This window comes from Prescottella defluvii (assembly GCF_000738775.1).
Taxonomy (GTDB): domain Bacteria; phylum Actinomycetota; class Actinomycetes; order Mycobacteriales; family Mycobacteriaceae; genus Prescottella; species Prescottella defluvii.
Genome location: NZ_JPOC01000028.1, coordinates 103399 through 125639, shown reverse-complemented (window position 1 = coordinate 125639; position 22241 = coordinate 103399). Strand labels below are relative to the sequence as shown.

Here is a 22241-nt window from a genome sequence, read left to right as displayed (position 1 = left end):
CGGACACCGCGAGCCTGGACTCCGTGACCATGACCGACAGTGCCTTCGACCTGTTCGCGCCGCTGCCGCAGGGCACCACCGTGCTCGAGGCCAGCGCCGGCACCGGCAAGACGTACGCCATCGTCGGGCTCGCCGCCCGGTTCGTCGCGGAGGAGGGCATCGACCTGTCACAGCTGCTGCTCGTGACGTTCAGCCGCGCGGCCACCAAGGAACTGCGCGAGCGGACCCGGGAACGGTTGGCTTCGGCCGCAGCAGGATTGGCCGACCCCGTCGCGGCCCGCGACAGCCGTGACCCGCTGGTCGCGCACCTCGCCGCCACCGACGACGCCGAGATCGCCCGGCGGCGCCGACGACTGATGCAGGCACTGTCCGACTTCGACGCCGGCACCATCGTCACCACCCACAGTTTCTGCCAGCGGATGCTCGACGGTCTCGGCATCGCCGGGGAGCGGGATCCTGACGCGGTGCTGGTCGAGGAGGCCGAGGACCTCGTCTCCGAGGTGATCGCTGACCTGTTCCTGCACCGCTTCGCCCGCTCCGACTCGCCGACGCTGCGGCCGTCGGAGGCCCGCGCCGCGGCCCGGGCCGCGATCTTCGACCCGCAGTCGACACTCGCCCCCGAGGGCGTCGACGGTGGCCGCGCGGGGGACGCCGTCGCATTCGCGGCGGCGGTCCGGCGGGAGGCGCAGCGGCGCAAGCGGTTGGCCGGCCTCCGCGACTTCGACGATCTGCCCGCGCTGTTGCACGGAGTGCTCACCGACCCCGAGCACGGGGAGGCCGCGTGCCGGCGGGTCCGCGACCGCTACCGCGTCGTGCTCGTCGACGAGTTCCAGGACACCGACCCGCAGCAGTGGGGGATCCTGCACTCCGCGTTCCACGGGCATTCGACACTGGTCCTCGTCGGCGACCCCAAGCAGGCCATCTACGCGTTCCGTGGCGCCGAGGTGCTCAGCTACCTCGATGCGGTCGGGGTCGCCGGCAGCCGGCAGGAACTGACCCGCAACTGGCGCAGCGACGCCGATCTCGTTGCGGCGCTGGGGCATCTGCACGGCGGCGCCGCGCTCGGGCACCGCGACATCGTCGTCCATCCGGTGTCGGCGGCCAAGCAGACGTCGCGGTTGCAGGGGGCCCCGCCGCTGCGGCTGCGGTACCTGTGCCGGGCCGGGGCCGGACGGCTCAACAACTCGGGCTACCCGGCGGTCGGGGCGCTGCGCTCGCGCGTGGCCGCCGACGTGGCCGCCGACATCGTGCGGCTGCTCGACAGCGGCGCGACGCTCGACCTCGACGGTGCGGCGCGCCCCGTCGAGCCGGGCGACATCGCGATCCTGGCCGGAACCAATGCGCAGATCGCGCTGGTCCGTGAGGCCCTCGACCGGGCCGGCGTGCCGTCGGTGCTCGCCGGTGGCGCCAGCGTGTTCGAGACGCCCGCCGCGCAGCACTGGCTGCGGGTGTTGCAGGCGCTCGAGCAACCGCACCGCCCCGATCGGGTGCGGCTCGCCGCGCTGACACCGCTGTTCGGCTGCACCGCCGAGCAGATCGACACCCGCGGCGACGAACTGGTCGCGCGGATCGGCGGGCGGCTGCGGGAGTTGTCGGCGGTGTTCGCGCAGGCCGGCTTCGCGGCGCTGTTCGAGCGGCTGGCCGCCGAGTCGGGTCTCGAGGCCCGGCTGCTGGCGATCGCGTCGGGGGAACGCGCGCTGACGGACCTGCGGCACATCGGTCAGCTGCTCGGCGCCGTCGCGGTCGACGAATCGCTCGGGCTCACCGCGCTCACCGGCTGGCTCACCGACCGGATCAAGGACCCCAAGTCCGGTGGCGGCGACCGCAGCCGACGCCTCGACAGCGATGCCGCGGCCGTGCAGATCGCGACCGTCCACGCCAGCAAGGGACTCGAATACCCGGTGGTGTACGTGCCGTTCGGGTGGAGCACCGGCCGGTTCTCCGACCCCAACCGGCTCCTGCTGCACGACGACGACGGCCGGCGCATCCTCGACATCGGTGGCGAGGGCAGCCCCGGCTACGCGGACCGTCGACGCCGCCGCGACGCCGAGGCCGCGGGTGAGGACCTGCGACTGCTGTACGTCGCGCTCACCCGCGCCCAGTGCCAGCTGGTGCTGTGGTGGGCGCCGGCGTACTCGACCACCGAGGCGCCGCTGCACCGGATGCTGTTCGGGCGCGAACCGGGAGACGGCGACGTGCCGCAGAAGGTCGGGGTTCCCGAGGATCCGATCGTGGCGCAGCAGCTCACGCGCTGGGCGGGGACCGCGCCGGTGCCGATCGACGTCGAGGCCGTCGGCGCCGACCCGATCCCGCAGGTGTCGTGGACGCCGCCGCAGGAGGAATCCGGCGAGCTGAAGGCCGCGACGTTCGATCGGGCGCTCGACACCGGGTGGCGGCGGACGTCGTACTCGGCGCTCACCGCGTCCGCGCACGAGCATCCCGGCACCGGCAGCGAGGCCGAGGACCCCGAGACCGACGACGAACCGGCCGAGCCGGCGCTGATCGCGGCTGCGCCGGTGCCCGGCATCCCGTCGACGATGAACGCGATGCCGTACGGCGCGGTGTTCGGCACCCTGGTCCACGAAATCCTCGAACACGTCGACACCGCCGCCGACGACCTCGAGGCCGAACTGGTGCGGCACTGCCGCGAGGCGGTCGCGTCCCGGATGTCGCAGGTGGAGCCCGACGAGCTGGCGGCGGCGTTACTGCCGGTGCTGCGCACCCCGCTCGCCGGGGGCGGCACGCTCGCCGACGTCACACCCGCGGACCGGCTGCCGGAGTTGGACTTCGAGTTGCCGCTGGCCGGTGGCGACACTCCCGCGTCGATCGCGGTGACACTGCACCGGATCGCCGGACTGCTGCGCACCCACCTGCCCGCCGACGACGTGCTGGCCCCGTACGCCGACCGGCTCGCGACGCTCGAGCCGACGCCGCTGCGCGGCTATCTCACCGGCAGCATCGACGCGGTGCTGCGCCTCGCCGGTCCGTCCGGCCCCCGGTTCGTCGTCGTCGACTACAAGACCAACCGCATCGCGCCCGGGGAACTGACCACCGCCGACTTCACCCGCGACGCCATGGCGGGCGAGATGATGCGATCGCACTATCCGCTGCAGGCGCTGCTGTATGCGGTTGCGCTGCACCGCTATCTGCGGTGGCGGCTGCCCGGCTACGACCCGGCGGCACATCTCGGGGGCGTGCAGTACCTGTTCGTGCGCGGCATGGTCGGCCCCGACACCCCGGACGGTGCCGGGGTGTTCGACTGGGATCCGCCGGCCGCGCTGGTGGTGGAGTTGTCGGATCTGCTGGCCGGGATCACCGATCGTGAGGAGGACGCATGATCGAGGCACGGGTCGCGCAGCGCGGCAAGGGGGTGCTGCGCGAGTTCAACGAGAACGGGGTGCTCGAGGCCGCCGACGTGCATGTCGCGCTGAGGCTGGCGGCACTCGGTGGGGAGACCAGCGAGCCGGTGCACCTGGCGACCGCGCTCGCGGTGCGAGCCGTGAGATCGGGTTCGGTGTGCCTGGACCTCGGCCGGATTCGCGACGTGACCGTCGATGAGAAGTTCGAGGTCGACCCGGCGACGCTGCCGTGGCCCGACGACGCGGCGGTGGCCGAGGGCCTGCGGTCGAGTCCGCTGGTGATCGGCGGGGGCGCGGGGCCACTGCGCCCGTTGCGGCTCGTCGAACATCCGGACGGCGATCTGCTGTACCTGGAGCGGTACTTCCGGCAGGAACAGACGGTGCGGCGCATCCTCGACGAACGCGCCGACGGCTATCCGCCGGTCGACGAGGACGTGCTGCGTGCCGGGCTGGACGAGTTGTTCCGCGAGAAGGACGACCAGTCACGGCCGTCGTCGCCGCCGGATCGGCAGCGCATCGCGGCGGCCGTCGCGGCCACGCACTGGACGTCGGTGATCGCCGGCGGCCCCGGCACCGGTAAGACCCACACCGTCGCGCGGGTCCTCGCGCTGCTCGAGCGGCAGCAACCCGGTCTGCGGATCGGGCTGGCGGCCCCCACCGGGAAGGCCGCGGCGCGACTGCAGGAGTCGGTGAGCGAGCAGGTCGGGGCCGTCGGATTGCAGGCCGAACTGTCGGCGATGACCCTGCACCGGATGCTCGGCTGGCAGCGGGGGACCAGCAGGTTCCGGCACAACGAGACCAACCACCTGCCCTACGACGTGATCGTGGTGGACGAGACGTCGATGGTGTCGCTCACCATGATGTGCCGACTGCTCGAGGCCGTCCGGCCGTCCGCGCGGTTGGTGCTGGTCGGCGACCCGGACCAGTTGACGTCGGTCGACGCCGGCGCGGTGCTCGCCGACCTGGTGGCGCGCCCGGTGGCCGGGACGGAGAACCCAGTGCTGGCGCGGGTGGTGGGCGCGGACCTGTCGGCGTCGGGAGGCGCGAACGAGGCGCCGCTGTCCGGGGCCGAACGAGACTTGTTGTGCAAGGGCATCGTTCGCCTCAGCAGGGGCAGGCGATTCGACGGCGCGATCGCCGACCTCGCCGCGGCCGTGCGGGACGGCCTCGAGGACCGGGTGATGGAGATTCTCCGCAGCGGGGACCCGGCAGTGTCGTTCGTCGACTCCGGGGATCTGTCGGAGCTGCGATCGGACGTGGTGACGTCGTCGGAAGCGGTGACGGCGGCCGCACTGGCCGGTGAGGCGTCCGCCGCGGTGAAGGCGTCCGAGCAGCACCGGCTGCTGTGCGCCCACCGGGAGGGCCCGTTCGGGGCGTCGTGGTGGGCCCGCAACGCGATGACCTGGATCAGCGAGGCCACGGGAAGCTGGCTGGATCCGGAGCGCTGGTATGCGGGGCAGCCGCTGATGGTGACCGCGAACGACCACGATATGCAGATCTACAACGGCGACACCGGCGTCGTCGTCGCCGGCGACGACGGTGAACTGGTGGCGGCATTCGCGCGCGGCGAGAACCCGTACCTGCTGCGGCTGAGTCATCTCGGCTCGGTGCAGACCGTCTACGCCATGACGATCCACCGCAGCCAGGGCAGCCAGTACGGCACCGTCTCGGTGATTCTCCCGGAGGAGCACTCGACCCTGCTCACCCGCGAGTTGCTCTACACCGCCATCACCCGCGCCCGCACCCGCGTGCGCATCGTCGGGACGGAAGTGGCCGTCCGCGCCGCTGTGGGGCGGCGGGTCCTGCGGGCGAGCGGGCTGCGGCTGGGCTGAGGGGTGGTCCTCGGAGGGGGGGTGGATCCGGTCCGGCGAAGCGGGTCGGCTGGCGTGCGCTAGGCGGCCGGAGGGGTCCCGATCGTGTCCAGCATCTCCCGCAGATAGGCCCCGAACACCGTCGCCATGTCGACGGCCTCGGGGTCCAGCAGCCACTGCTGCTGCAGGCCGTCCATGACGGCGACCAGCCGGAACGCATGTGCTTCGGGATCGACGCCGTCCAGGAACTCGCCGGCTGTGATCCCGGCGCGGATGGCGTCCGCGATGAACCCCCGGATGCGTCGGTAGCGGTTGCAGGCCCAGCTGTGCGCGGGATGGTCAGCGGTGACGGACTCCGCGCTGAGGACCGTGAAGAGTTGGACGAGTCCGGGAAGACGTTGATTGCGCTCGACCAGGTCGAGGAGGGCCGTCATCGCGGCGACGCCGGTCAGTGGCCGTCCGTCCGCGTCGGTGAAGCGCGCGGCGTCCATCTCGTCGCGTAGGTCGAGCGTCGCGGCCAGCAGTTCTTCCTTGGTGCGGAAGTGGTGCAGCAGGCCGGGTTGGGAGAGTTCGGCACGCTCGGCGATCCGGGCGAGCGAGGTGCCTCGGTAGCCGTTCTCGGCGAACTCCTCCATGGCGATCTGCAGGATCAAGGTGCGTCGGGCCCGCCCGACCGCGTAGCTGCCGCCTCGTGGGGGACGAACGGCCGCATCTTTGCCCTTGTCGCGGGTGGTCACCGTCTCACTGTAGGAGTCCTTCTATAACGGCGAGATAACAAACCGAGTCACCACTAGGTATTCGGGGTTAGCCTCGATGGCGGCGGCCGAACACGCCCGGTCGCCGTGACGGTGCGAAGGAGTGTTGGTTGTGGACAAGCCCCGAGACGATGCTGCTGCGGTCGACGAGGAGAGGCTTGCACGCCTCCTCGCGGAACTGACGCTGGAGGAGAAGGTCGGCGTGCTCACCGGAGCGGACTTCTGGTCGCTCCACGAGATCGAGAAGATCGGCCTGCGGAAGGTGCTTCTCTCGGACGGGCCCAACGGGGTCCGGGGCACGAGCTGGGACGAGCGCGACACCAGCCTCCTGTTCCCGAACCCCTCGGCGCTGTCCGCGACCTGGGACCCCGAACAGGTCCGGCGGGCGGGAGACCTCATGGGCGCCCAAGCCCGGGACAAGGGCATCGCATGGTTGCTCGCCCCGAACATCAACCTTCACCGCTCGCCCCTCGGCGGCCGGCACTTCGAGTGCTACTCCGAGGATCCGCTGCTGACCGCCGCCACCGTGGAAGGCTTCGTCTCCGGCGTTCAGGCCAACGGCGTCGCCGTGACGATCAAGCACTACATCGGCAACGAGTCCGAGACCGACCGCATGACCTACGACGCCCGGATCTCGGAGAAGGCTCTGCGTGAGGTCTACCTGGTCCCCTTCGAGGCGGGGATCCGTGCCGGATCCTGGTCCGTGATGGCCTCCTACAACTCGGTCAACGGCGCGAGCCTGACCGACAACCGGCGCCTGCTCACCGAGGTCCTCAAGGACGAGCTGGGGTTCGACGGGGTGGTCGTGTCCGACTGGTTCGCCACCCGCTCGACGGCCGCGTCCGCGAATGCGGGCCTCGACGTCGCGATGCCCGGACCGCAGAGCCCGTGGAACGAGGCGCTGGTGGCCGCGGTCCGCGCGGGTGAGGTCGCCGAGAGCATCGTCGACGACAAGGTGCTCCGCGTGCTCCGGCTCGCCGCCCGCACCGGCCACCTGGACGGATTCGACGGGCCCGCGCCGTCCACGACGCCGGCCGACGCCCGCGACCAGCTGCGCGACATCACCGCACGCGCCATGGTCGTGTTGCGCAACGACGGCGGCGTCCTGCCGCTGGTGCCGGCGTCGCTGAAGCGCATCGCCGTCCTCGGCCCGAACGCTGCGGTGCTGACCGCTCAGGGTGGCGGCTCCGCGCACGTCAACCCCGAACATGTCGTCAGCCCGTTGGACGGTCTGCGCGAGGCCTTCGGCGCCTCGGTCGAGATCGAGCATCAGGAAGGCGTGTCGACGCAGCGCATCCTCCCGGCCGTGTCGGTGGAGGACGCCCGCGACCCGGAGACCGGGGAGCCCGGTTTCCGCGTCGACTTCGTCGCGGCCGACGGTGCCGTTCTCGGCACCGAGCACCGGCTCGCATCGCGTCTGGTGTTCATGGGCAGTGTGCCGCCCGGCACCGCCGAGATTCGGATGCGGACCGACCTGACCGTCGATCGGGCCGGAACCCACCAGTTCTCGGTGTCCGGCGCCGGGAAGTACTCCCTGCAGATCGGCACGGCCGAGCACGAGATCACGCTCGCCGGCGCCGACGCCGACCTGATTGAGAACCTCGTCAAGCCGCCGGAGTATCGCGTCGCGGCGGAGCTCGCTGCGGGGGCGGTCGGCGTCGAGATGCGGATGGTCGCACCGGATTTCCCGATGGTGATGTTCGGCCTCAACCACGAGGCACCGCGCCCGCCCGCAGACGACGCGTTCGCCGCCGCCGTCGAGGCCGCGCGGAACGCCGACGTGGCGCTGGTGTTCGTCGGCACCACGGACGAGGTGGAGAGCGAGGGATTCGACCGTGCCGACCTCGCGCTTCCGGGTCGCCAGGACGAACTGGTGTCGGCCGTGGCAGCGGTGAATCCGAAGACCGTCGTCGTCGTCAACGCCGGTGCGCCGGTCGAGATGCCGTGGCGCGACGAGGTCGCGGCGGTGCTGTGGGCGTGGCTGCCGGGCCAGGAGGGCGGTGATGCGATCGCCGACGCGCTCACCGGCGTCGTCGAGCCGGGCGGCCGACTGCCCACGACGTTCCCCGCCGTCGGTGCCGACTCACCGGTCTTGTCGACCCGGCCCGTCGACGGCGTCATCGACTACGCCGAGGGGTCGACGTTCGGGTACCGCGCGTACGAGAAGGCGTCGATCGTCCCGGCCTATTCGTTCGGGCACGGTCTCGGCTACAGCACCTGGGAGTACGAGGACATCGCTGCCGCGGAGACCGAATCGGGCGCGGTGACGGTAGAAGTGTCGGTCCGCAACACCGGGGAGCGCGCCGGCCGCGAGGTCGTCCAGCTCTACCTCGGCGGCGAGGGTGCCGCCGGGAACGACCCGCTGCGGCTCATCGGTTTCGCGTCGGTGACCGCCGACGCGGGGGAGAGCGCGATCGCACGAATCACCGTGGACCGCAGGACGTTGGCTCGCTGGGACGAGGCGGCGCAGGAGTGGCGGATCGTCGGTGGCCCGCGGACGCTGATCGCGGCGCGCTCGGCCACCGACCGTCGGCTGACGGCCGAGATCGAACTGAAGGACTCGGCTGGAGAGCCCGCGAACCGCGCCCGGTGAACCCGACCCTGTGAACCCGAACGAGGAGAATGCACCATGACCGTCACCCTGTCCCGCATCACGATCTCGCGCGGCGAGCTGTCCTTCTTCGAAGCGACGCCCGAATCCGGCACGGCAGTCAAGGGCACCGTGCTCATGGTTCCCGGATTCACCGGCTCCCGTGAGGACTTCCTCCCGATGGCGCCGTTCGTCACCGCCGCCGGCTACCGCCTGATCTCGTACTCGCAACTCGGCCAGTACGACTCGGACGGCCCCGACGGTCCGGACGCCGTCGGCGAGTACACGATCACCAAGTTCGCCCGGGACCTCGCCGAGGTACTCGACGAGGCCGCGCCCGACGAGAAGGTCCACCTCCTCGGCCACAGCTTCGGGGGTCTCGTCACCCGGGCTGCCGTGCTGAACGATCCGGCGCGCTTCCTCGACTACGTGATCCTCGACTCCCCGCCGAGCGGCCAGAACGTGGGCACCTCCGTGGACATGGACCAGATCCCGGCACTGCTGGAGGAAGGCGGCAACGAGGCCCTGTGGCAGGCCATGTTCGGCGACCTGCAGGAGATCTTCCCGGCACCGGTCAAAGAATTCCTGCGGGGCCGCATCCTGGCCACCAAGACCGCGAACATCGCCGGCATCGCCCGCACCATGAGCGCCGAGCCGGACCGCGTCGACGAACTGGCGGCGACGGGGCTGCCGATCCTCGTCGTCGCAGGTGAGGAAGACGTCATTCCACTCGAGGTCCAGGCCGACGCCGCCGCCCGACTCGGTGTGAAGTTCGAGATCATCGCGGGAGCCGGCCACACACCGAACGAGGAGAAGCCCGAGGAACTGACCGACGTGCTCGTCGGCTTCTGGGGTCGGACCGACTGACGCCGAGATGCACGCCCGCCACGATCGGGTGGTCCGTCAGGACGCCTCGAATCGCGCCTCGACGTCGGCGGTGATCCGCAGCTTCTCGGGCTTGAGTTCCATCACGGATCGTTCGGTGTCCTGGGCCGGGGCCGAGGCCGCCATCATCCGCACGGCCGGTTGGCCGAAGTCGGGGCGCCCGCCGGCGTTGAGCATGCCCGGGTCGGCCACGGCGACGGCCTCGATGCGCTTGCAGCCCAGGCTCCGCGTGTAACCCTTCGCCTTCGCGAGAGCGTCGCGGACCGCGAGGTCCCGGACTCGCGCGATCGCCTTCGCGTGGGCCGTGCGGGTGAGGGTCCATGCGAGGTTCGTGATGTTGGCGCCGTCGATTGCCGCTGCCCGATCGACGAATGCCGCGACGGCGTCGAGATCGCGGAACGTCACGGCGGCGGTGACCGTCGACCGGTAGTTCCACGGCAGCTTCTTGCCCTGCGGGTGGTACGGGCGGTAACGCGAGTGCTGCACCTGGTCGAGGGACCACCGGCGGAGCGGCCGTGCCGCATCCTGCTCGAGCGCGCGCACCAGGTCGGTGAGTGCCGCGGCGGACGCGGTCGTGGCGTCGGCGGCCTCGGCGCGGGTGGTGGCGTCGAACTCGATGTTCAGGTGCACCACACACCGATTGGGTGCGATCGAGCGTTCGGCGTGTCCGGTGACGGTGATCGTGACGGGGTTGGTCGGCATGAGCCCAGTGTCCCCGAGAACACCGACAGGTCAGTACGGAACGGGTCGGCTCAGAACAGCGTCGGCTCGGCCCGGGCGCCGCTGCGGGCCTCCTGCACTCGGGCGTTCCAGCGCTGGACCAGCCACATCTCGATCAGCTCCGGGTGGGTCCGGGCCTGGATCGACCACGTGCGCAGCAACTCCTGGTAGCGGTCGTAGCGACGGAGCGTGAAGCCACTGACCGACGGCTCCTCGAGCCAGCCCTCGTGGATCAGCGTCGAGACGCCGTGCTGGTCGATCAACTGCGCGCGGATGCCCTCTCGCGTCACACCGACCGCCCACAGGTAGACCGACATGAGGGACACACCCACCCCGGGGGTGTCGGGCCAGCCGGACCAGTTGCTGCTCGACGCGGGCGGCAGCGTCCGCGAGGTGGCGCAGTGGTCGAGGATCAGCTTGATCTTCCGGAGGGGATCCTTCGCGGTGTAGGGGTCGAACACGTCCGGCAGCCGCCGGGTGGCACGGCGGCCGCGGTGGGCGCTGCGCCACGCCGCGCACAGGAACAGCAGACCCAGTCCGTCGTGGTCGGCGTCGAACAGTTCACTGTCGAGCCGGAGGTCGTTGCGCTGCACGATCGCGGTCCCGCGGTCGACCACCCGGCCGTCCAGATCGCGTCCGTGGAGCACGATCTCGTGCTTGCTCTCGCGGAGATGGTGATTCCACCAGTTGAGGTCGACGTGGACGCCGTCATCCAGCACATGGAGCGGATAGGCGCGGGCGCCACACCACTGCACACACGCCTCCGGCGGCTCGAACCCCTCGTCAAGCAGATGCATGCCGCGATGATCGCACCAACCACCCGCGGGGCGGCGCACGACACGGTGGCAGAGCGGAGAAACCGGGCATACCGTTGACAGCGAGGGCTCGATCGCGGATGGCTACGCGAGGCGACCGGGCCCTCGCCGCAGGTGAGTGCAGATGACCGCATTGGGTGTGTTGGCGCTGGTACTGGGCGCGGCGCTGATCGTGATCGAGGCGCACGTCCCGACGTTCGGTGTGCTCGGTGTCGCGGGCACGGTGCTCTCCGCGGCGGGGGTGTGGCTGCTGTTCACCTCCGGTGGGCTGGGCATGGAGATCGCGGTCCCCGCTGCGGCCGGGGTGGCCGTCGCCGGATTCGGGGTGGCCGTGGTGACCGGCCGGAAGGTCCTGCGGGCTCGACGTGAACCAGTGCGCACCGGGGCGGCGTCGATGATCGGGTCGGAGGCCACCGTCCGCAGCTGGGACGGCGACCACGGTCAGGTCGAGGCCGACGGTGGACTGTGGAGCGCCAGAATGGAGTTCGGCTACACCGACACGCCGCGGGCGGGGGAGCCCGTCGTCGTCGAACAGGTCCGTGGACTCACCCTGAGTGTGCGGCGCCGTGAACCGTGGGAGTTGCCATGTTGATGACCATTGCCCTTGCCGCCATCGTCGTCGCCCTGCTCGCCGTCATCGTGGCATCGGCGGCCGTTCGGGTGCTGCGCGAGTACGAGCGGGGCGTGCTGTTCCGGCTCGGCCGGCTCGTCGAACTGCGCGGTCCCGGCCTCGTGCTGCTGATTCCCGCGGTGGACCGCATGGTGCGGGTGAGCCTGCGGACGGTCACGTTGAACGTGCCGATGCAGGAGGTGATCACCCGCGACAACGTGCCGGTCAAGGTCACCGCCGTCGCGTACTTCCGGGTGGTGGACGCGGACCGCGCGATCGTCGGGGTCGAGGACTACTACGCGGCGACGTCGCAGATCGCGCAGACGACACTGCGGTCGATCCTCGGCAAGGCCGAACTGGACGCCCTGCTCGCGGAGCGGGAGCGGCTCAACGAGGACCTGCAGAAGGTGATCGACCAGCAGACCGAACCGTGGGGCGTGAAGGTCACCACCGTAGAGATCAAGGACGTCGAGATCCCGCGGGACATGCAGCGGGCCATCGCGCGGCAGGCCGAGGCCGAACGCGAACGGCGTGCCAAGATCATCAACGCGGAGGCCGAGTTCCAGGCGTCCACGAAACTCGCCGATGCCGCCGACGTCATCAGCCGCAACCCGACCACCCTGCAACTGCGCTACCTGCAGACCCTCGGCGAGATGGGCGGGGAGAACAACTCCACCGTCGTCTTCCCGTTGCCGCTCGACCTGGTCCGGCCGTTCCTGACCGCCGGCCCGGAGCCGCTGGATCCCCGGAATTTCGTCGTGCCGAACCCCGTCGGTACGCGCGCGACCGTGCAGGACCGGTGAGGTCAGCTCAGTAGTTCCCGGATGTCGTCGGCGGTGAGCGTCGCATTGAATTCGCCGCCCTCGTCGACGACGCTGGCGAACAGTTCGGACTTGCGGGCCTGCATCGCGAGCACCTTCTCCTCGATGGTGTCCTTCGCGATCAGCCGATACACCATCACATTTCGGGTCTGTCCGATCCGGTGGGTGCGGTCCACCGCCTGCGCCTCGGACGCCGGATTCCACCATGGGTCGAGCAGGAAGCAGTAGTCGGCCTCGGTGAGGTTGAGGCCGAATCCGCCGGCCTTGAGGCTGATCAGGAACACCGGGGCGTCGCCGGACTTGAACGTCGCCAGTACGTCCGCGCGGTTCCGGGTCCCGCCGTCGAGGTAGGTGTAGCCGATGCCTTCGGCGTCGAGCCGCTGACGCACCCGATCCAGGAAGCCGGTGAACTGGCTGAACACCAGCGCCCGATGCCCACCGGCGACGACGTCGTCGAGTTGTTCGAGCAGCGCGTCCACCTTCGCCGACCCGATCGCGGCGTGCTCGTCGTCGAGCAGCGCCGGATCCAGGCTCAGCCGGCGCAGCAGCGTCAGCGAGCTCAGGATGGTGAACCTGTTGGTGTCGACGTCGTCGACCAGGCCGAGGATCTTCTGCCGCTCCCGCTGCAGCTGGGTGTCGTAGAGCCTGCGGTGCCGCGGCGACAGTTCCACCTCGAGCACCTGCTCCTGCTTGTCCGGCAGGTCCGTCGCCACCTGTTCCTTGGTGCGCCGCAACAGCAACGGCCGGATCCGGCGCCGCAGCTGCCCGAGCAGCTCGCTGTCGCCGTCGGCCTCGATCGGCTTGCGGTAGAAGTCCTGGAACTTGGTGGGATTGGGGAACAGTCCGGGCGCGGTGATCGACAGCAGCGACCACAGCTCCATCAGGTTGTTCTCCATCGGGGTGCCGGTGATCGCGATCTTCGTCGGCGCGTCGATCCGTCGCATGCACTGGTAGGCCTTGGCGCGGTGGTTCTTCACGAACTGCGCCTCGTCGAGCAGCAGCATCGACCAGCGTTGCGCCTGGTACTCCTCGTCGTCGAGCCGGGCGAGGGTGTACGAGGTGACCACGACGTCCGCACCCTCGATCGAGTCCGCGAGCGGCGCACCGCGTTTCGTGGCCGTCTCGGCGATCGGGACGACGGTCAAATGCGGGGCGAAGCGTGCGGCCTCCGCCGCCCAGTTCGCCACCACCGACGTCGGCGCCACGATCAGCACCGGGGGATCGGTGGGCTTCTTCGCTCGCGCGTGGCAGATCAACGCCAGCGACTGCACCGTCTTGCCCAGGCCCATGTCGTCGGCGAGGATGCCGCCGAGCCCGTTGGCCCACAGGAACGTCAGCCACCGGAACCCGTCGAGCTGGTACGGGCGCAGCGTGGCCTGCAGTTGGCCCGGCACCCGGGTCTTGGCGGCGGTCGCCACCTCGAGCAGGCCCTGCACCTGCTTGCGCCACTGCGCGGCCTGCTGTTCGACCACACCGAGCGCGGCCAGTTCCTCCCACAGTCCGGCCTGGAAACGGCTCAGCCGCAACCGGTCCGGATCCTGTTCGTGCAGGCCGCGAGCCTCGGCGATCAGATCCCTCAGGCGCTGCAACTCCGGCTTGTCCAGCGACAGGTACGCGCCGTCGTCGAGCAGCAGGTGGCTCTCGCCGGCGGTCAGGGCGGCGAACAGGTCGCGGAACGGCACGGGCCGGTCCTCGACGCGGACGGTGATGGACAGGTCGAACCAGTCGCTGTCGTCGGTGGCCGCGGTGCCGACACCGATGTGCAGCGAGTCACCGGCGTCGCGGTAGTCCGCCGGCGCGCCCTCGATCAGGACCTCGACGTCGTCGCGGCCGCGCAGCAGCGGAAGCAGTTCGGTGCTCAGTCGCGCCGTGTCCAGGCCGGTGAGCGTCACCCGGGGCACCAGGACGCCACCGGTCCGCAGCCCGTACGACTCGAGCGGCGCGTCCAACTCCGCCGCCGCGCGTTCCCGTCCGGCGTCGCGGAACGACTCGGCGGGCTCGGCCGACGGATCCACCAGGCGTTCGGCGTCGCCGACCGTGTAGCGGAACTGCCAGCGCAGATCCGCCCGGTGCCCCGGCCGGTAGGCGACGTGCAGCAGCAGATCCGGTCCGGTGATCGTCGGTGCGGTGAACGACCCGGCGCCGGAGCGGACGGTCGCGGCGCGCTGCAGTCGCGGGAAGAACTCGACCGCGAACCGGTCGGCGTCCGCGGCGGGCACGGTGATCGAGCCGCCGTCGATGATCAACTCCTGCATGGCCTTCGGGGTGTCGCCGGACAGGCGGGCGATCCGGAACGGCCACTGCGCCGACGTCGCGCCGGGGCGCTCGCCCGGAGGCAGATAGAGCACCCCGTGCGCCGGGGCGCCGAAGAAACCGAGCACCGTGACCGGCTGTTCGGCGTCGTCGGTCCGCACGGCGGGAGTGACCTCGAGCCCGCCGCGATCCTCGTCGATGTCCACGCACAGCTGCGCCGTCGCCGGCCGTGGCAGCGCCCCCGCACCCTTGCGGGCGTAGAGCAGTTCCAGGCCGGCGTCGGCGGCCTCGTCGAGCAGCGGCCACAGCCGCGCGCTGGCGACGGTGGTGAGATCGATGTCCTTGACCGCGCCGTACGAGTGGCTGCGCCGATTGCCGGCCAGATACATCGAGTACAGCTCGGTGAGCAGGTCGACATGGCGGCGGTCGGCGTCGGGCATGTGACCAAGGTTGGTCCACAGCAGGTTGGCGTTGACCCAGCCGGACTTGCCGGGCCGGGCCAGCCGGGCGCTGAGCCGCCAGAACTGCGAGCGCGGTCCGGGGGTCAGTGACAACTGCACCCCCAGGGAAAATGCGTGGTCTCGAGTTCCGGTGGGCTCGCCGAGCGCCGCGCCGAGGACGTCCTCCCAGGACGGGGGAGCCGGGGCGACCGCGTCGGCGGCCCGGTCCAGCAGCGCGATGGTCAGCGCCGCCGCGTGCTTGCAGTTCAGCCGGACCGGGCAGCTGCACTGGCCGTGCCCGAACTCGAGCCCGTCCCGGCGCCGGTCGAGCTGCACGACCGTCCGGTACAGGTCGGTGCCGTCGACCAGTCCGACTGCGACACCGGAGTCCGGCATCCATTCGAGTTCGAGCACCGCTCCGCGCCCGGCGTAGCGCGCGCCGCGGTCGTACGTCGTCCGACCGACGACGCGTACCAGGCTGAGCGTCGTGTGGTCGCGGTCCGCGGGCGAGAGCATGCATCGACGGTAGTCGCTGCCGCCGACAGACCGACGGGGCCCGGCAGGAGGTCGCCGTCCGACCTGTCGGTTCGATCGGCCATGATGTCCGGGCAGTTCTGCGCCGGGGGATCGACGTGGGCCCAGGCACGACTACGGAGGAAACGCATGACCAGGGCAGGCGTGTACCGGGCGGGGACGCACTCGATGCCGCACGGACACAAGTGGGTGGTGGTCGACGTCGAGACGTCCGGCCGTCGGGCCGCGTCACACCGGGTCCTGAGCCTGGCGGCGCTGGTGCTGCGGGAGGACGGCTCTGTCGAGCGCGAGTTCTCCACGCTCCTCGATCCCGGATGCGATCCGGGGCCCGTCGAGATCCACGGACTCACCCGGGAGCGGCTGGCGGGGGCGCCGCGGTTCGACGACGTCGCCGACGAGGTCGCGGAACTGCTGTCCGGGCCGACGATGGTCGCGCACAACGCGTCCTTCGACTACGGCTTCCTCGACGCCGAGTTCCAGCGGGTCGGCGTGCCCAACCCCATCGAGCATCGGCTGTGCACGCTGGCGCTGTCGCGGCGACTCGAACTCGACGTCCCCAACCATCGGCTGGGCACGCTCGCCGAATACTGGCAGGTGCAGCAACTCCAGGCGCACGACGCCTACGACGACGCGCGGGTCCTCACCGAGGTGTTCACGCGGAGCGTGTCACTGGCCGAGGCGCTGCAGCTGCCGCTGCCGGTGGTGAACTGCCGGGGTCGGCGCACGACCGTCTACCCCGACCAGGTGACGCGGGTGCCGTCCGCGTTCGAGAACCCCGGTCGACTCGATCCGGCGACGGGTCTGGTCCAGGGCATGAAGATCGTCATCAGCGGCTCCACCCGGACCCCGCGACTGACCCTGGCGGCCCGGCTGGCCGACGCCGGTTTCGACGTCATGAACTCGGTGAGCCGGCAGACCAGCGTCGTGGTGTGCGACGACCCGCGCTCCGGCAGCGCGAAGGTGCGCAGGGCCGCCGCGGACGGGATCCCGGTGATCTCGGAAGCGCAACTGGACGAGCTGCTGGCGAGAGTCGTTGCGGGCGTGTCGAAGACGGAGCCGATGCTCAGCGTGCCGGCGGCGATCGTTCCCGAGGTGGTCGTCCCCGAGGTGATCGTCGTGGAGGCTCCGCAGCCGGCTACATCGACACCGAAGCCGCTCCCCAGCAGTAAGTCCACGGCGTGGCGGGGGCGCCGGGTGCTGTTGATGGGCGGCACGCATCTGGACTGTGTCCTGATGCGTTCGCGGATCGTCCAGCTCGGCGCGCGACCGTCGCTCAACCTCACCGCCGCCGTCACCGACGTCCTCGTCCTGGCCGGCGGCGAATCCGATCGCCGCATGCCCCGGGTCGAGGCCCGCGGGTTGCCGCTGATCCGGGAAGCCGACGTGAACGAGGCACTCGCCTCGGGGACCGTCCCGGCGCACATGCGCGTCGAATCCCGTCTGGCCGCACCGATGTTGGCCCGCGGGCAGGTCGTCGACCTGCCGTCGGCGCCGCCGTCGTGGGCGGTCAACGTGGCCTGGCGGGCCGAGAACGTGGGCGACGAGTTCGAGGTCGACGTCGTCGCCTTCCTCCTCGGCGAGAACTTCCGCGTCGATTCCGATCAGGACTTCGTGTTCTACAACAACCCGGTCGACGCCGACAACGCCGTCGAACTGTCGATCGACGGCGGCAGCGAGCAGTGCATCCGCGTCGACCTCGCAGCACTGCCAGCTGAATGCCAGCGCATCGTGATCGCCGCCGCCATCGACGGCGACCGCACCTTCGGCGACCTCGGGGCCGTGTCGGTCAGCGTCGACGGACCCGACAACACCTTCGCGACATTCGTGCTCGACGCCGGCACCGTCGAACGGACCATGGTCCTCACCGAGATCTACCGCCGCGGCGGCGCCTGGCGGATCCGCGCCGTCGGCCAGGGCAACGAAGACGGCCTCGCGGCCCTGGCAACCGACTACGGCCTGGAAGTGGACGGCTGAGCGGCGGTTGCAGCGTCGACGTAACTCGAGGCAACAGTTCGAGGAGGTCCTCCGGGCACCGTGATAGTTGTGCGGAAGCGGAGTGTGCTGGCAGTTCACTGCTGTCACGTGGGTGGAACCGTCGTTCGGTTCGGTGCGTCGAAGCTAGTGTGGGCGTGGTGAGGGGGAGGATTCGGGTGCGAATTGCACTGGGTGTGGTGTGCTCGGCGGTGATGTTGGCCGGGTGCGGTGGGGCAGTGGCAGGGGAGGCCGCGCCGACCGAGCGGGCGGCAGGCGATCCGGTGTTCAGTCCGTGCGACGACATCCCCGACGAGGCGATCCGGGCGATCGGAATGGATCCGGCGACCGAAGCACGCGACATCATGGACGTGCATCAGCCTGGATGGAACATCTGCGGGTGGAACAACTCGACGCACTTTCTCAGTGTCTTCGCGACGACCTACACCCTCGACGACATTCGTGGCAACGATCGGTACACGGATTTCTCGGACCTCGAGATCGATCACCGCGAGATGATCAAGTATCGGGACCGCACCGATACGGAAGGCGGGATCTGTGATGTGGCAACAAGATCCGGTTCCGGAGCGGTGATGATCTCGATCTCGGAGGCGGTACTGGCCCGCGTGCCAGATGATCCGTGCACGTTGGTAGTCGAGATGGCGGGCCTACTGGTCCCGCACATCCCGGAATGATCGAGCCCAGTCGAGGGGAACCTGCGATGGTGGATGGCGGCGGTTGGAGCGACCTTGCTGGCGCGGTGGATGGCGGTGAGCTTTATTTGGAGCCCGGAGTCGCACTCCGGTGCGCGCAACGTTGCGAGGCCTTGATATCAGAACTCTCTCAGTTGCGTGAGCGTGCCCGAGTGCTGGGGAAGGTCGAGGGGTTCGGGCACCTGCCGAGCGGATCTGTCATGCAGGCCAAATTCGAGGCCAAAGCTGTCAGTGGCGACTATCCGATGGTGCAGGCGCTCACCGATCACATCGAGGAAGTGGACCGGATGCGTTCGCTGTTCGAGAAGATCGACGCGCGCTTCTCTGCCACCGAAAACGACAACGCCACGAAGTTCGGGGTGATCGGGCAAGGCTGACTGAGGGGCGGGTCCGTGACGGACCCGCCCACTTCGGTCAGTTCGTGGGCTTACCGACGGGGATGGTCTCCCCGAGGTCGCCGGCGTCGTGGCCGCAGTCGCAGTCGTCACCGCAGCCGCCGCAGCCGCCGGCGTAGGAGTCGTCGTCGGCATCGCAGTCGAGGGTGCCGCCGAACTTCGCCGCGAAATCGTCGTCCAGCTCGTGCGTGAACTCGTGGACTTCGTCGACCAGGTTGATCAGGTGCTGCGGCGCGAACGGGTCCGCGTCGAGGACCGTCGAGACCAGCAGGTGCTCGTCCTCGAGGGTGAAACGCAGACGCGGCCACTCCGTGGACAGCTCGACGAGCTGCTCGACGGCCTTGGTGCGATCGGCGATCCCGGTGACCAGCGAGGACCACACATGCAGCTGCGGGCCGTCATCCGCGACCGTGACGTACACGCCGAAGCCGTGCACGGGAACGAGGATGTCACCGTCCTCATCAACCTCCGGCGCACTGCCGAGCAGCTCCGTCAGCGTCCGCACCGACAGACTGTGCAGCTGATGGCGCTCCTCCGTGGCAATCGCAAACGCGCCCTCGAGCTGGAGCGGCTGTTCGGGCGTATCGTGCTCGGTCATTTCTTCCCCTGTCCGGCGCCGGCCGGATCTACGGTTCAGGCGCTGCAAAGTCGGTGGTCGGTGGGTGTCCACGGTATCGCGGCGCCAGCCGGAGGCATCGGATGGCTCCAGATCTTCGACGTGCTCCTGAACTTTGGGCGGGTTACTAACCTGGAGTGATGCAAGTGTCCAGGGGTGCTGCTCGGGGTGATGTCGGTACTGTCGAGGCCCCTGCTGTTTCGCGGAGTGAGCGTTATCCAGCCGCGGGCGATCCGCGGCGGTCCCGCAATATGCGTGCGAACAGGCGGGTAGATACGAAGCCTGAGGTGGCTCTTCGGAGCGAGCTGCACAGGCTGGGGTACCGGTTCAGGAAGGATTTCCGGATCGACCTCGATGATGTTCGAGTGCGCCCGGACATCGTCTTCACTCGGAGAATGGTCGCGGTGTTTGTGGACGGATGCTTCTGGCATGTATGTCCAATTCATGGAAGGTACCCGACGGCGAATGAGTGGTACTGGACTCCCAAGCTGCGTCGAAACATCGAACGTGACCGCGCAGCCGACCAGGCGTTGACCAACGCTGGATGGACGGTCGTGCGGGTTTGGGAGCATGAGTCATTGAATGACTCAGTTCAGCGAGTGGAATCGAAGCTTGAGGTCAGCTGATCTTTGCTCGGTGCTGAGTGAAGAGGTCGTGACGCTGATGATCTTCTTGCCCTGTGAATGCGCGGAACTCTCCGAGGCTGTAGCTCGTCTCGCCAGTTGCCCGTTCGACAGTGAAGATCTCGAAGTCATGGCCGAGATGGGCAAGATGGCGTTCGACCGTAGGCTGGTCGATCGTCAAGCCTGCCTTCGCTAGCTTGGAGACGATCTGGGTCACGCTGAGTGGGCGCGTGCTTCCACGTAGCAGTTTGTAAACCGGATCATGCACGGCACTCGTCGTTTCGATGAGCTGACGTGGGGTTCCAACCTTGCAGAGTGCGTTCATGATGGACTCGCCGACTGCTTTCGCGACGGGTGGGGGGAAAGCGTTGCCAATCTGCCGGTAGACGGTGGTCTTCCGGCCGAGGAACTTCCAGTGCGCGAACTCGCTACCGTGCCACCCTTGGATTCGAGCAACCATCTCGGTGGTGAGCCTGGGCCCAGGAGCGTCGCCGGCGGGCCTCCAGCCCGGGCCAGGCGGGCCGTCAGCGACGCCCTTCGCATCAACGCCGAGCGCCGCCCAGGCGCGCTTCGCACGAGTGGGGCCAAGGTCAGCGCCGCCGTGCTTCTTGGATCCGCCGACGATTGTCGGCGCGATGTCACTAGCGGTGTTCACCCACCGCTCGACTTCTTGTGACTCCCATCCGCCGTCTGCCATGAGGTCGGCGAGAACATCTCCGACGGTCGGCGCTTGGATGGTATTGGGCGCGGGCCACTCGAAGTGCTCCGCGTACTCGGGCAGCATCGCAACGAGCACAAAACGGGGACGCAGCTGGGGAACGCCGTAGTCAGACGCGTGCAGGAGCTTCCATTCACCCACATAGCCGTACTCGTGCAGCCGATCAAGAACATGCTGACGGTAGGCCGAGAACCTGTTGGAGCTGAGACCTCGGACGTTCTCGAGCAGCAGAGCTCGGGGCTTCATACGTCCGCAGAGCTCGATTGCCCAAGCGAACAGATCCCGCTCATCTCCTGCGCCGAGTTGCTTCCCTGCAATGCTGAAGGGAGGGCATGGGACGCCACCGGCCAGCAGGTCGATGCCGGCGTACTCGTCTGGATTCCACGTCTCTGGATCGGCAACGTCCCCGACCCGCACTACCTCGTCCCCATGCGTGAGGTTGTGTCGCAGCGTGGCTGCAGCGTGAAGATCGAGTTCAACGGCAAGCGCGTGCTCGAACCCGGCGCGTTCGAGTCCAAGGGATTGCCCGCCGGCACCAGCGCAAATCTCGACCACTTTGAGTCGTTGCTTCTGCACTGATGCCGACATGTGGTTCTCCCTCTGGTTCGCCTGAACGCCCTGTCGGCGCAGATGACCTCTACCTGGTGCAGGTTTACGGTTCATCGCGCCACCGCTCGTCTCCTCGACGCAAGTTCAACAGTGATCAAGCGGTCGGCGTATGGAGCGGGCATGACAGGTACGGGTGGCAAGTGTAGGTGGACTCGGTGACAATTCTGATTCCGCGTGCCTACTCCGTGCTCAGGTGACTGCGAAGACCTCAGTGGAGGCAGCGTACGCATCAAAACGGCGTGTGATCACCGGCTACCCAGGGACGCCTGAACGTCTTCTCGTGCGTCGGCGGGAAGACGGCGATACTCGGACCACGCGCGGTCCAGGGCAGTTGCGCCTCGGCGCCCCCGTTCGACCCACCTTGCAAACCTGGCCTGATCGCTGGCATCCAACTGTTTGATGTCTGCAATGAGGTCGTCCACGCGAATGGGAGCCCGGTCGTTTCCGGCGCCGGAACGGCAGCGCTTGCATTCCGTAACCAGCATGGTCTCGGTCCGTCCGTTGGCGAGGACCGTCGTCACACGCGAGACGGATAGCACGGCTGTTTGGTTGGAGTCGTCGATGTACGACTCGCCGCCGACGATGCCGCACCTGGTGCACATGAAGTCGTCACGCGCCATCGCCGCCTGCAGTTCTCCAGACGGGATCGATTTCGGGGTGGCCGCCCGCCGAGCGACTGGATCCCACACCGGAATACCTTGTTTAACGAACCGTTGCTGTTCGGCGAGCAGCGTGGCATCTTCGGTGTTTGTCAGAATGACCCAGCCGAACTGACTCCGAAGGTCCCGGATTCGGCGGTCGGCTTGTGAGATACCGGGAAAAGCTGCGCGCACATCCGCTTTGGTGAAGATGCTGCCCTCCCCGACGACCTGGAGGAGCCAGAGGGCCCCCTTCACCATGGTGCCGCCCTTGGTGTCGGGTCCATTCCATGTAGGGATCGACATTAGGATGCTCCGTTTCGGGAGTGGGGTCAGCTGAGGTCGCTGAGCAGTCGGGTGATTGC

Annotated in this window: 16 protein-coding genes and 1 pseudogene; 10 read left to right on the top strand and 7 right to left on the bottom strand. The window is 69.1% G+C overall.

What is annotated here, in order from left to right; all coding sequences use genetic code 11:
- The first annotated feature begins 29 nt into the window (after window positions 1-29).
- Together IJ15_RS0111360 and recD are read left to right on the top strand one after the other, a co-directional pair.
- Window positions 30-3338, top strand: coding sequence for a UvrD-helicase domain-containing protein (locus IJ15_RS0111360; protein WP_031938455.1), 3309 nt, complete (start codon window positions 30-32; stop codon window positions 3336-3338).
- The gene (gene recD / locus IJ15_RS0111355) at window positions 3335-5191 is read left to right on the top strand and encodes an exodeoxyribonuclease V subunit alpha (protein WP_031938454.1); all 1857 of its coding nucleotides are present in this window, start codon (window positions 3335-3337) and stop codon (window positions 5189-5191) included. Before IJ15_RS0111360 ends, recD begins: the two co-directional genes overlap by 4 nt.
- Before the next feature lie 59 nt (window positions 5192-5250).
- On the opposite strand, the gene IJ15_RS0111350 is transcribed toward recD, so the two are convergent.
- Window positions 5251-5907, bottom strand: a complete 657-nt coding sequence (locus tag IJ15_RS0111350; RefSeq protein ID WP_031938453.1) for a TetR/AcrR family transcriptional regulator — start codon at window positions 5905-5907, stop codon at window positions 5251-5253.
- A gap of 130 nt (window positions 5908-6037) precedes the next feature.
- Here IJ15_RS0111350 and IJ15_RS0111345 point away from each other — a divergent pair, with 130 nt between their 5' ends.
- Entirely contained in the window at window positions 6038-8518 is a 2481-nt protein-coding gene (locus IJ15_RS0111345; protein WP_051918792.1) for a beta-glucosidase family protein, read from the top strand.
- 36 nt (window positions 8519-8554) lie between these two features.
- A complete protein-coding gene (locus tag IJ15_RS0111340; protein WP_051918768.1) occupies window positions 8555-9382 on the top strand; it encodes an alpha/beta fold hydrolase in 828 nt (275 codons plus the stop codon).
- Between the two features lie 36 nt (window positions 9383-9418).
- On the opposite strand, the gene IJ15_RS0111335 is transcribed toward IJ15_RS0111340, so the two are convergent.
- Entirely contained in the window at window positions 9419-10102 is a 684-nt protein-coding gene (locus IJ15_RS0111335; protein ID WP_031938450.1) for an SIMPL domain-containing protein, read from the bottom strand.
- A 50-nt stretch (window positions 10103-10152) separates the two neighbouring features.
- Window positions 10153-10917, bottom strand: a complete 765-nt coding sequence (locus tag IJ15_RS0111330; protein WP_031938449.1) for an 8-oxoguanine DNA glycosylase OGG fold protein — start codon at window positions 10915-10917, stop codon at window positions 10153-10155.
- 142 nt (window positions 10918-11059) lie between these two features.
- Here IJ15_RS0111330 and IJ15_RS0111325 point away from each other — a divergent pair, with 142 nt between their 5' ends.
- Both IJ15_RS0111325 and IJ15_RS0111320 read left to right on the top strand, forming a co-directional pair.
- Window positions 11060-11527, top strand: a complete 468-nt coding sequence (locus tag IJ15_RS0111325) for an NfeD family protein (protein WP_031938448.1) — start codon at window positions 11060-11062, stop codon at window positions 11525-11527.
- Window positions 11521-12348, top strand: a complete 828-nt coding sequence (locus IJ15_RS0111320; protein WP_231569502.1) for a slipin family protein — start codon at window positions 11521-11523, stop codon at window positions 12346-12348. Before IJ15_RS0111325 ends, IJ15_RS0111320 begins: the two co-directional genes overlap by 7 nt.
- A gap of 2 nt (window positions 12349-12350) precedes the next feature.
- On the opposite strand, the gene IJ15_RS0111315 is transcribed toward IJ15_RS0111320, so the two are convergent.
- Window positions 12351-15575: a DEAD/DEAH box helicase gene (locus IJ15_RS0111315; RefSeq protein ID WP_031938446.1), complete on the bottom strand. Its 3225-nt coding sequence runs from the start codon at window positions 15573-15575 to the stop codon at window positions 12351-12353.
- 147 nt (window positions 15576-15722) lie between these two features.
- Here IJ15_RS0111315 and IJ15_RS0111310 point away from each other — a divergent pair, with 147 nt between their 5' ends.
- From IJ15_RS0111310 to IJ15_RS0111300, 3 genes are all read left to right on the top strand, one after another.
- Window positions 15723-17567 carry a TerD family protein gene (locus IJ15_RS0111310; protein ID WP_051918766.1) on the top strand — a complete coding sequence of 615 codons (1845 nt, stop codon included), beginning with the start codon at window positions 15723-15725 and terminating at the stop codon, window positions 17565-17567.
- 176 nt (window positions 17568-17743) lie between these two features.
- A complete protein-coding gene (locus IJ15_RS0111305; protein WP_231569501.1) occupies window positions 17744-18259 on the top strand; it encodes a DUF3558 domain-containing protein in 516 nt (171 codons plus the stop codon).
- Window positions 18256-18654: a hypothetical protein gene (locus IJ15_RS0111300; protein ID WP_231569500.1), complete on the top strand. Its 399-nt coding sequence runs from the start codon at window positions 18256-18258 to the stop codon at window positions 18652-18654. Before IJ15_RS0111305 ends, IJ15_RS0111300 begins: the two co-directional genes overlap by 4 nt.
- Window positions 18655-18691: 37 nt before the next feature.
- Here IJ15_RS0111300 and IJ15_RS0111295 read toward each other — a convergent pair whose 3' ends face one another.
- A complete protein-coding gene (locus IJ15_RS0111295; protein WP_031938442.1) occupies window positions 18692-19270 on the bottom strand; it encodes a T3SS (YopN, CesT) and YbjN peptide-binding chaperone 1 in 579 nt (192 codons plus the stop codon).
- A 257-nt stretch (window positions 19271-19527) separates the two neighbouring features.
- Here IJ15_RS0111295 and IJ15_RS25600 point away from each other — a divergent pair.
- Window positions 19528-19914 (top strand): annotated as a pseudogene (locus IJ15_RS25600) (very short patch repair endonuclease); the annotation flags it as partial.
- Here the strand turns inward: IJ15_RS25600 and IJ15_RS0111290 are convergent.
- Window positions 19907-21217, bottom strand: coding sequence for a DNA cytosine methyltransferase (locus IJ15_RS0111290; protein WP_031938441.1), 1311 nt, complete (start codon window positions 21215-21217; stop codon window positions 19907-19909). The pseudogene IJ15_RS25600 and the gene IJ15_RS0111290 overlap by 8 nt on opposite strands.
- 266 nt (window positions 21218-21483) lie before the next feature.
- Window positions 21484-22182: a hypothetical protein gene (locus tag IJ15_RS0111285; protein ID WP_031938440.1), complete on the bottom strand. Its 699-nt coding sequence runs from the start codon at window positions 22180-22182 to the stop codon at window positions 21484-21486.
- Window positions 22183-22241 lie beyond the last annotated feature (59 nt).

Coding starts and splice junctions, on each gene's coding strand:
- IJ15_RS0111295 (WP_031938442.1), bottom strand. CDS start 19,270: ATGACCGAGCACGATACGCCCGAACAGCCGCTCCAGCTCGAGGGCGCG.
- IJ15_RS0111310 (WP_051918766.1), top strand. CDS start 15,723: ATGACCAGGGCAGGCGTGTACCGGGCGGGGACGCACTCGATGCCGCAC.
- IJ15_RS0111320 (WP_231569502.1), top strand. CDS start 11,521: ATGTTGATGACCATTGCCCTTGCCGCCATCGTCGTCGCCCTGCTCGCC.
- IJ15_RS0111300 (WP_231569500.1), top strand. CDS start 18,256: ATGATCGAGCCCAGTCGAGGGGAACCTGCGATGGTGGATGGCGGCGGT.
- IJ15_RS0111290 (WP_031938441.1), bottom strand. CDS start 21,217: ATGTCGGCATCAGTGCAGAAGCAACGACTCAAAGTGGTCGAGATTTGC.
- IJ15_RS0111330 (WP_031938449.1), bottom strand. CDS start 10,917: ATGCATCTGCTTGACGAGGGGTTCGAGCCGCCGGAGGCGTGTGTGCAG.
- recD (WP_031938454.1), top strand. CDS start 3,335: ATGATCGAGGCACGGGTCGCGCAGCGCGGCAAGGGGGTGCTGCGCGAG.
- IJ15_RS0111285 (WP_031938440.1), bottom strand. CDS start 22,182: ATGTCGATCCCTACATGGAATGGACCCGACACCAAGGGCGGCACCATG.
- IJ15_RS0111360 (WP_031938455.1), top strand. CDS start 30: ATGACCGACAGTGCCTTCGACCTGTTCGCGCCGCTGCCGCAGGGCACC.
- IJ15_RS0111340 (WP_051918768.1), top strand. CDS start 8,555: ATGACCGTCACCCTGTCCCGCATCACGATCTCGCGCGGCGAGCTGTCC.
- IJ15_RS0111325 (WP_031938448.1), top strand. CDS start 11,060: ATGACCGCATTGGGTGTGTTGGCGCTGGTACTGGGCGCGGCGCTGATC.
- IJ15_RS0111335 (WP_031938450.1), bottom strand. CDS start 10,102: ATGCCGACCAACCCCGTCACGATCACCGTCACCGGACACGCCGAACGC.
- IJ15_RS0111315 (WP_031938446.1), bottom strand. CDS start 15,575: ATGCTCTCGCCCGCGGACCGCGACCACACGACGCTCAGCCTGGTACGC.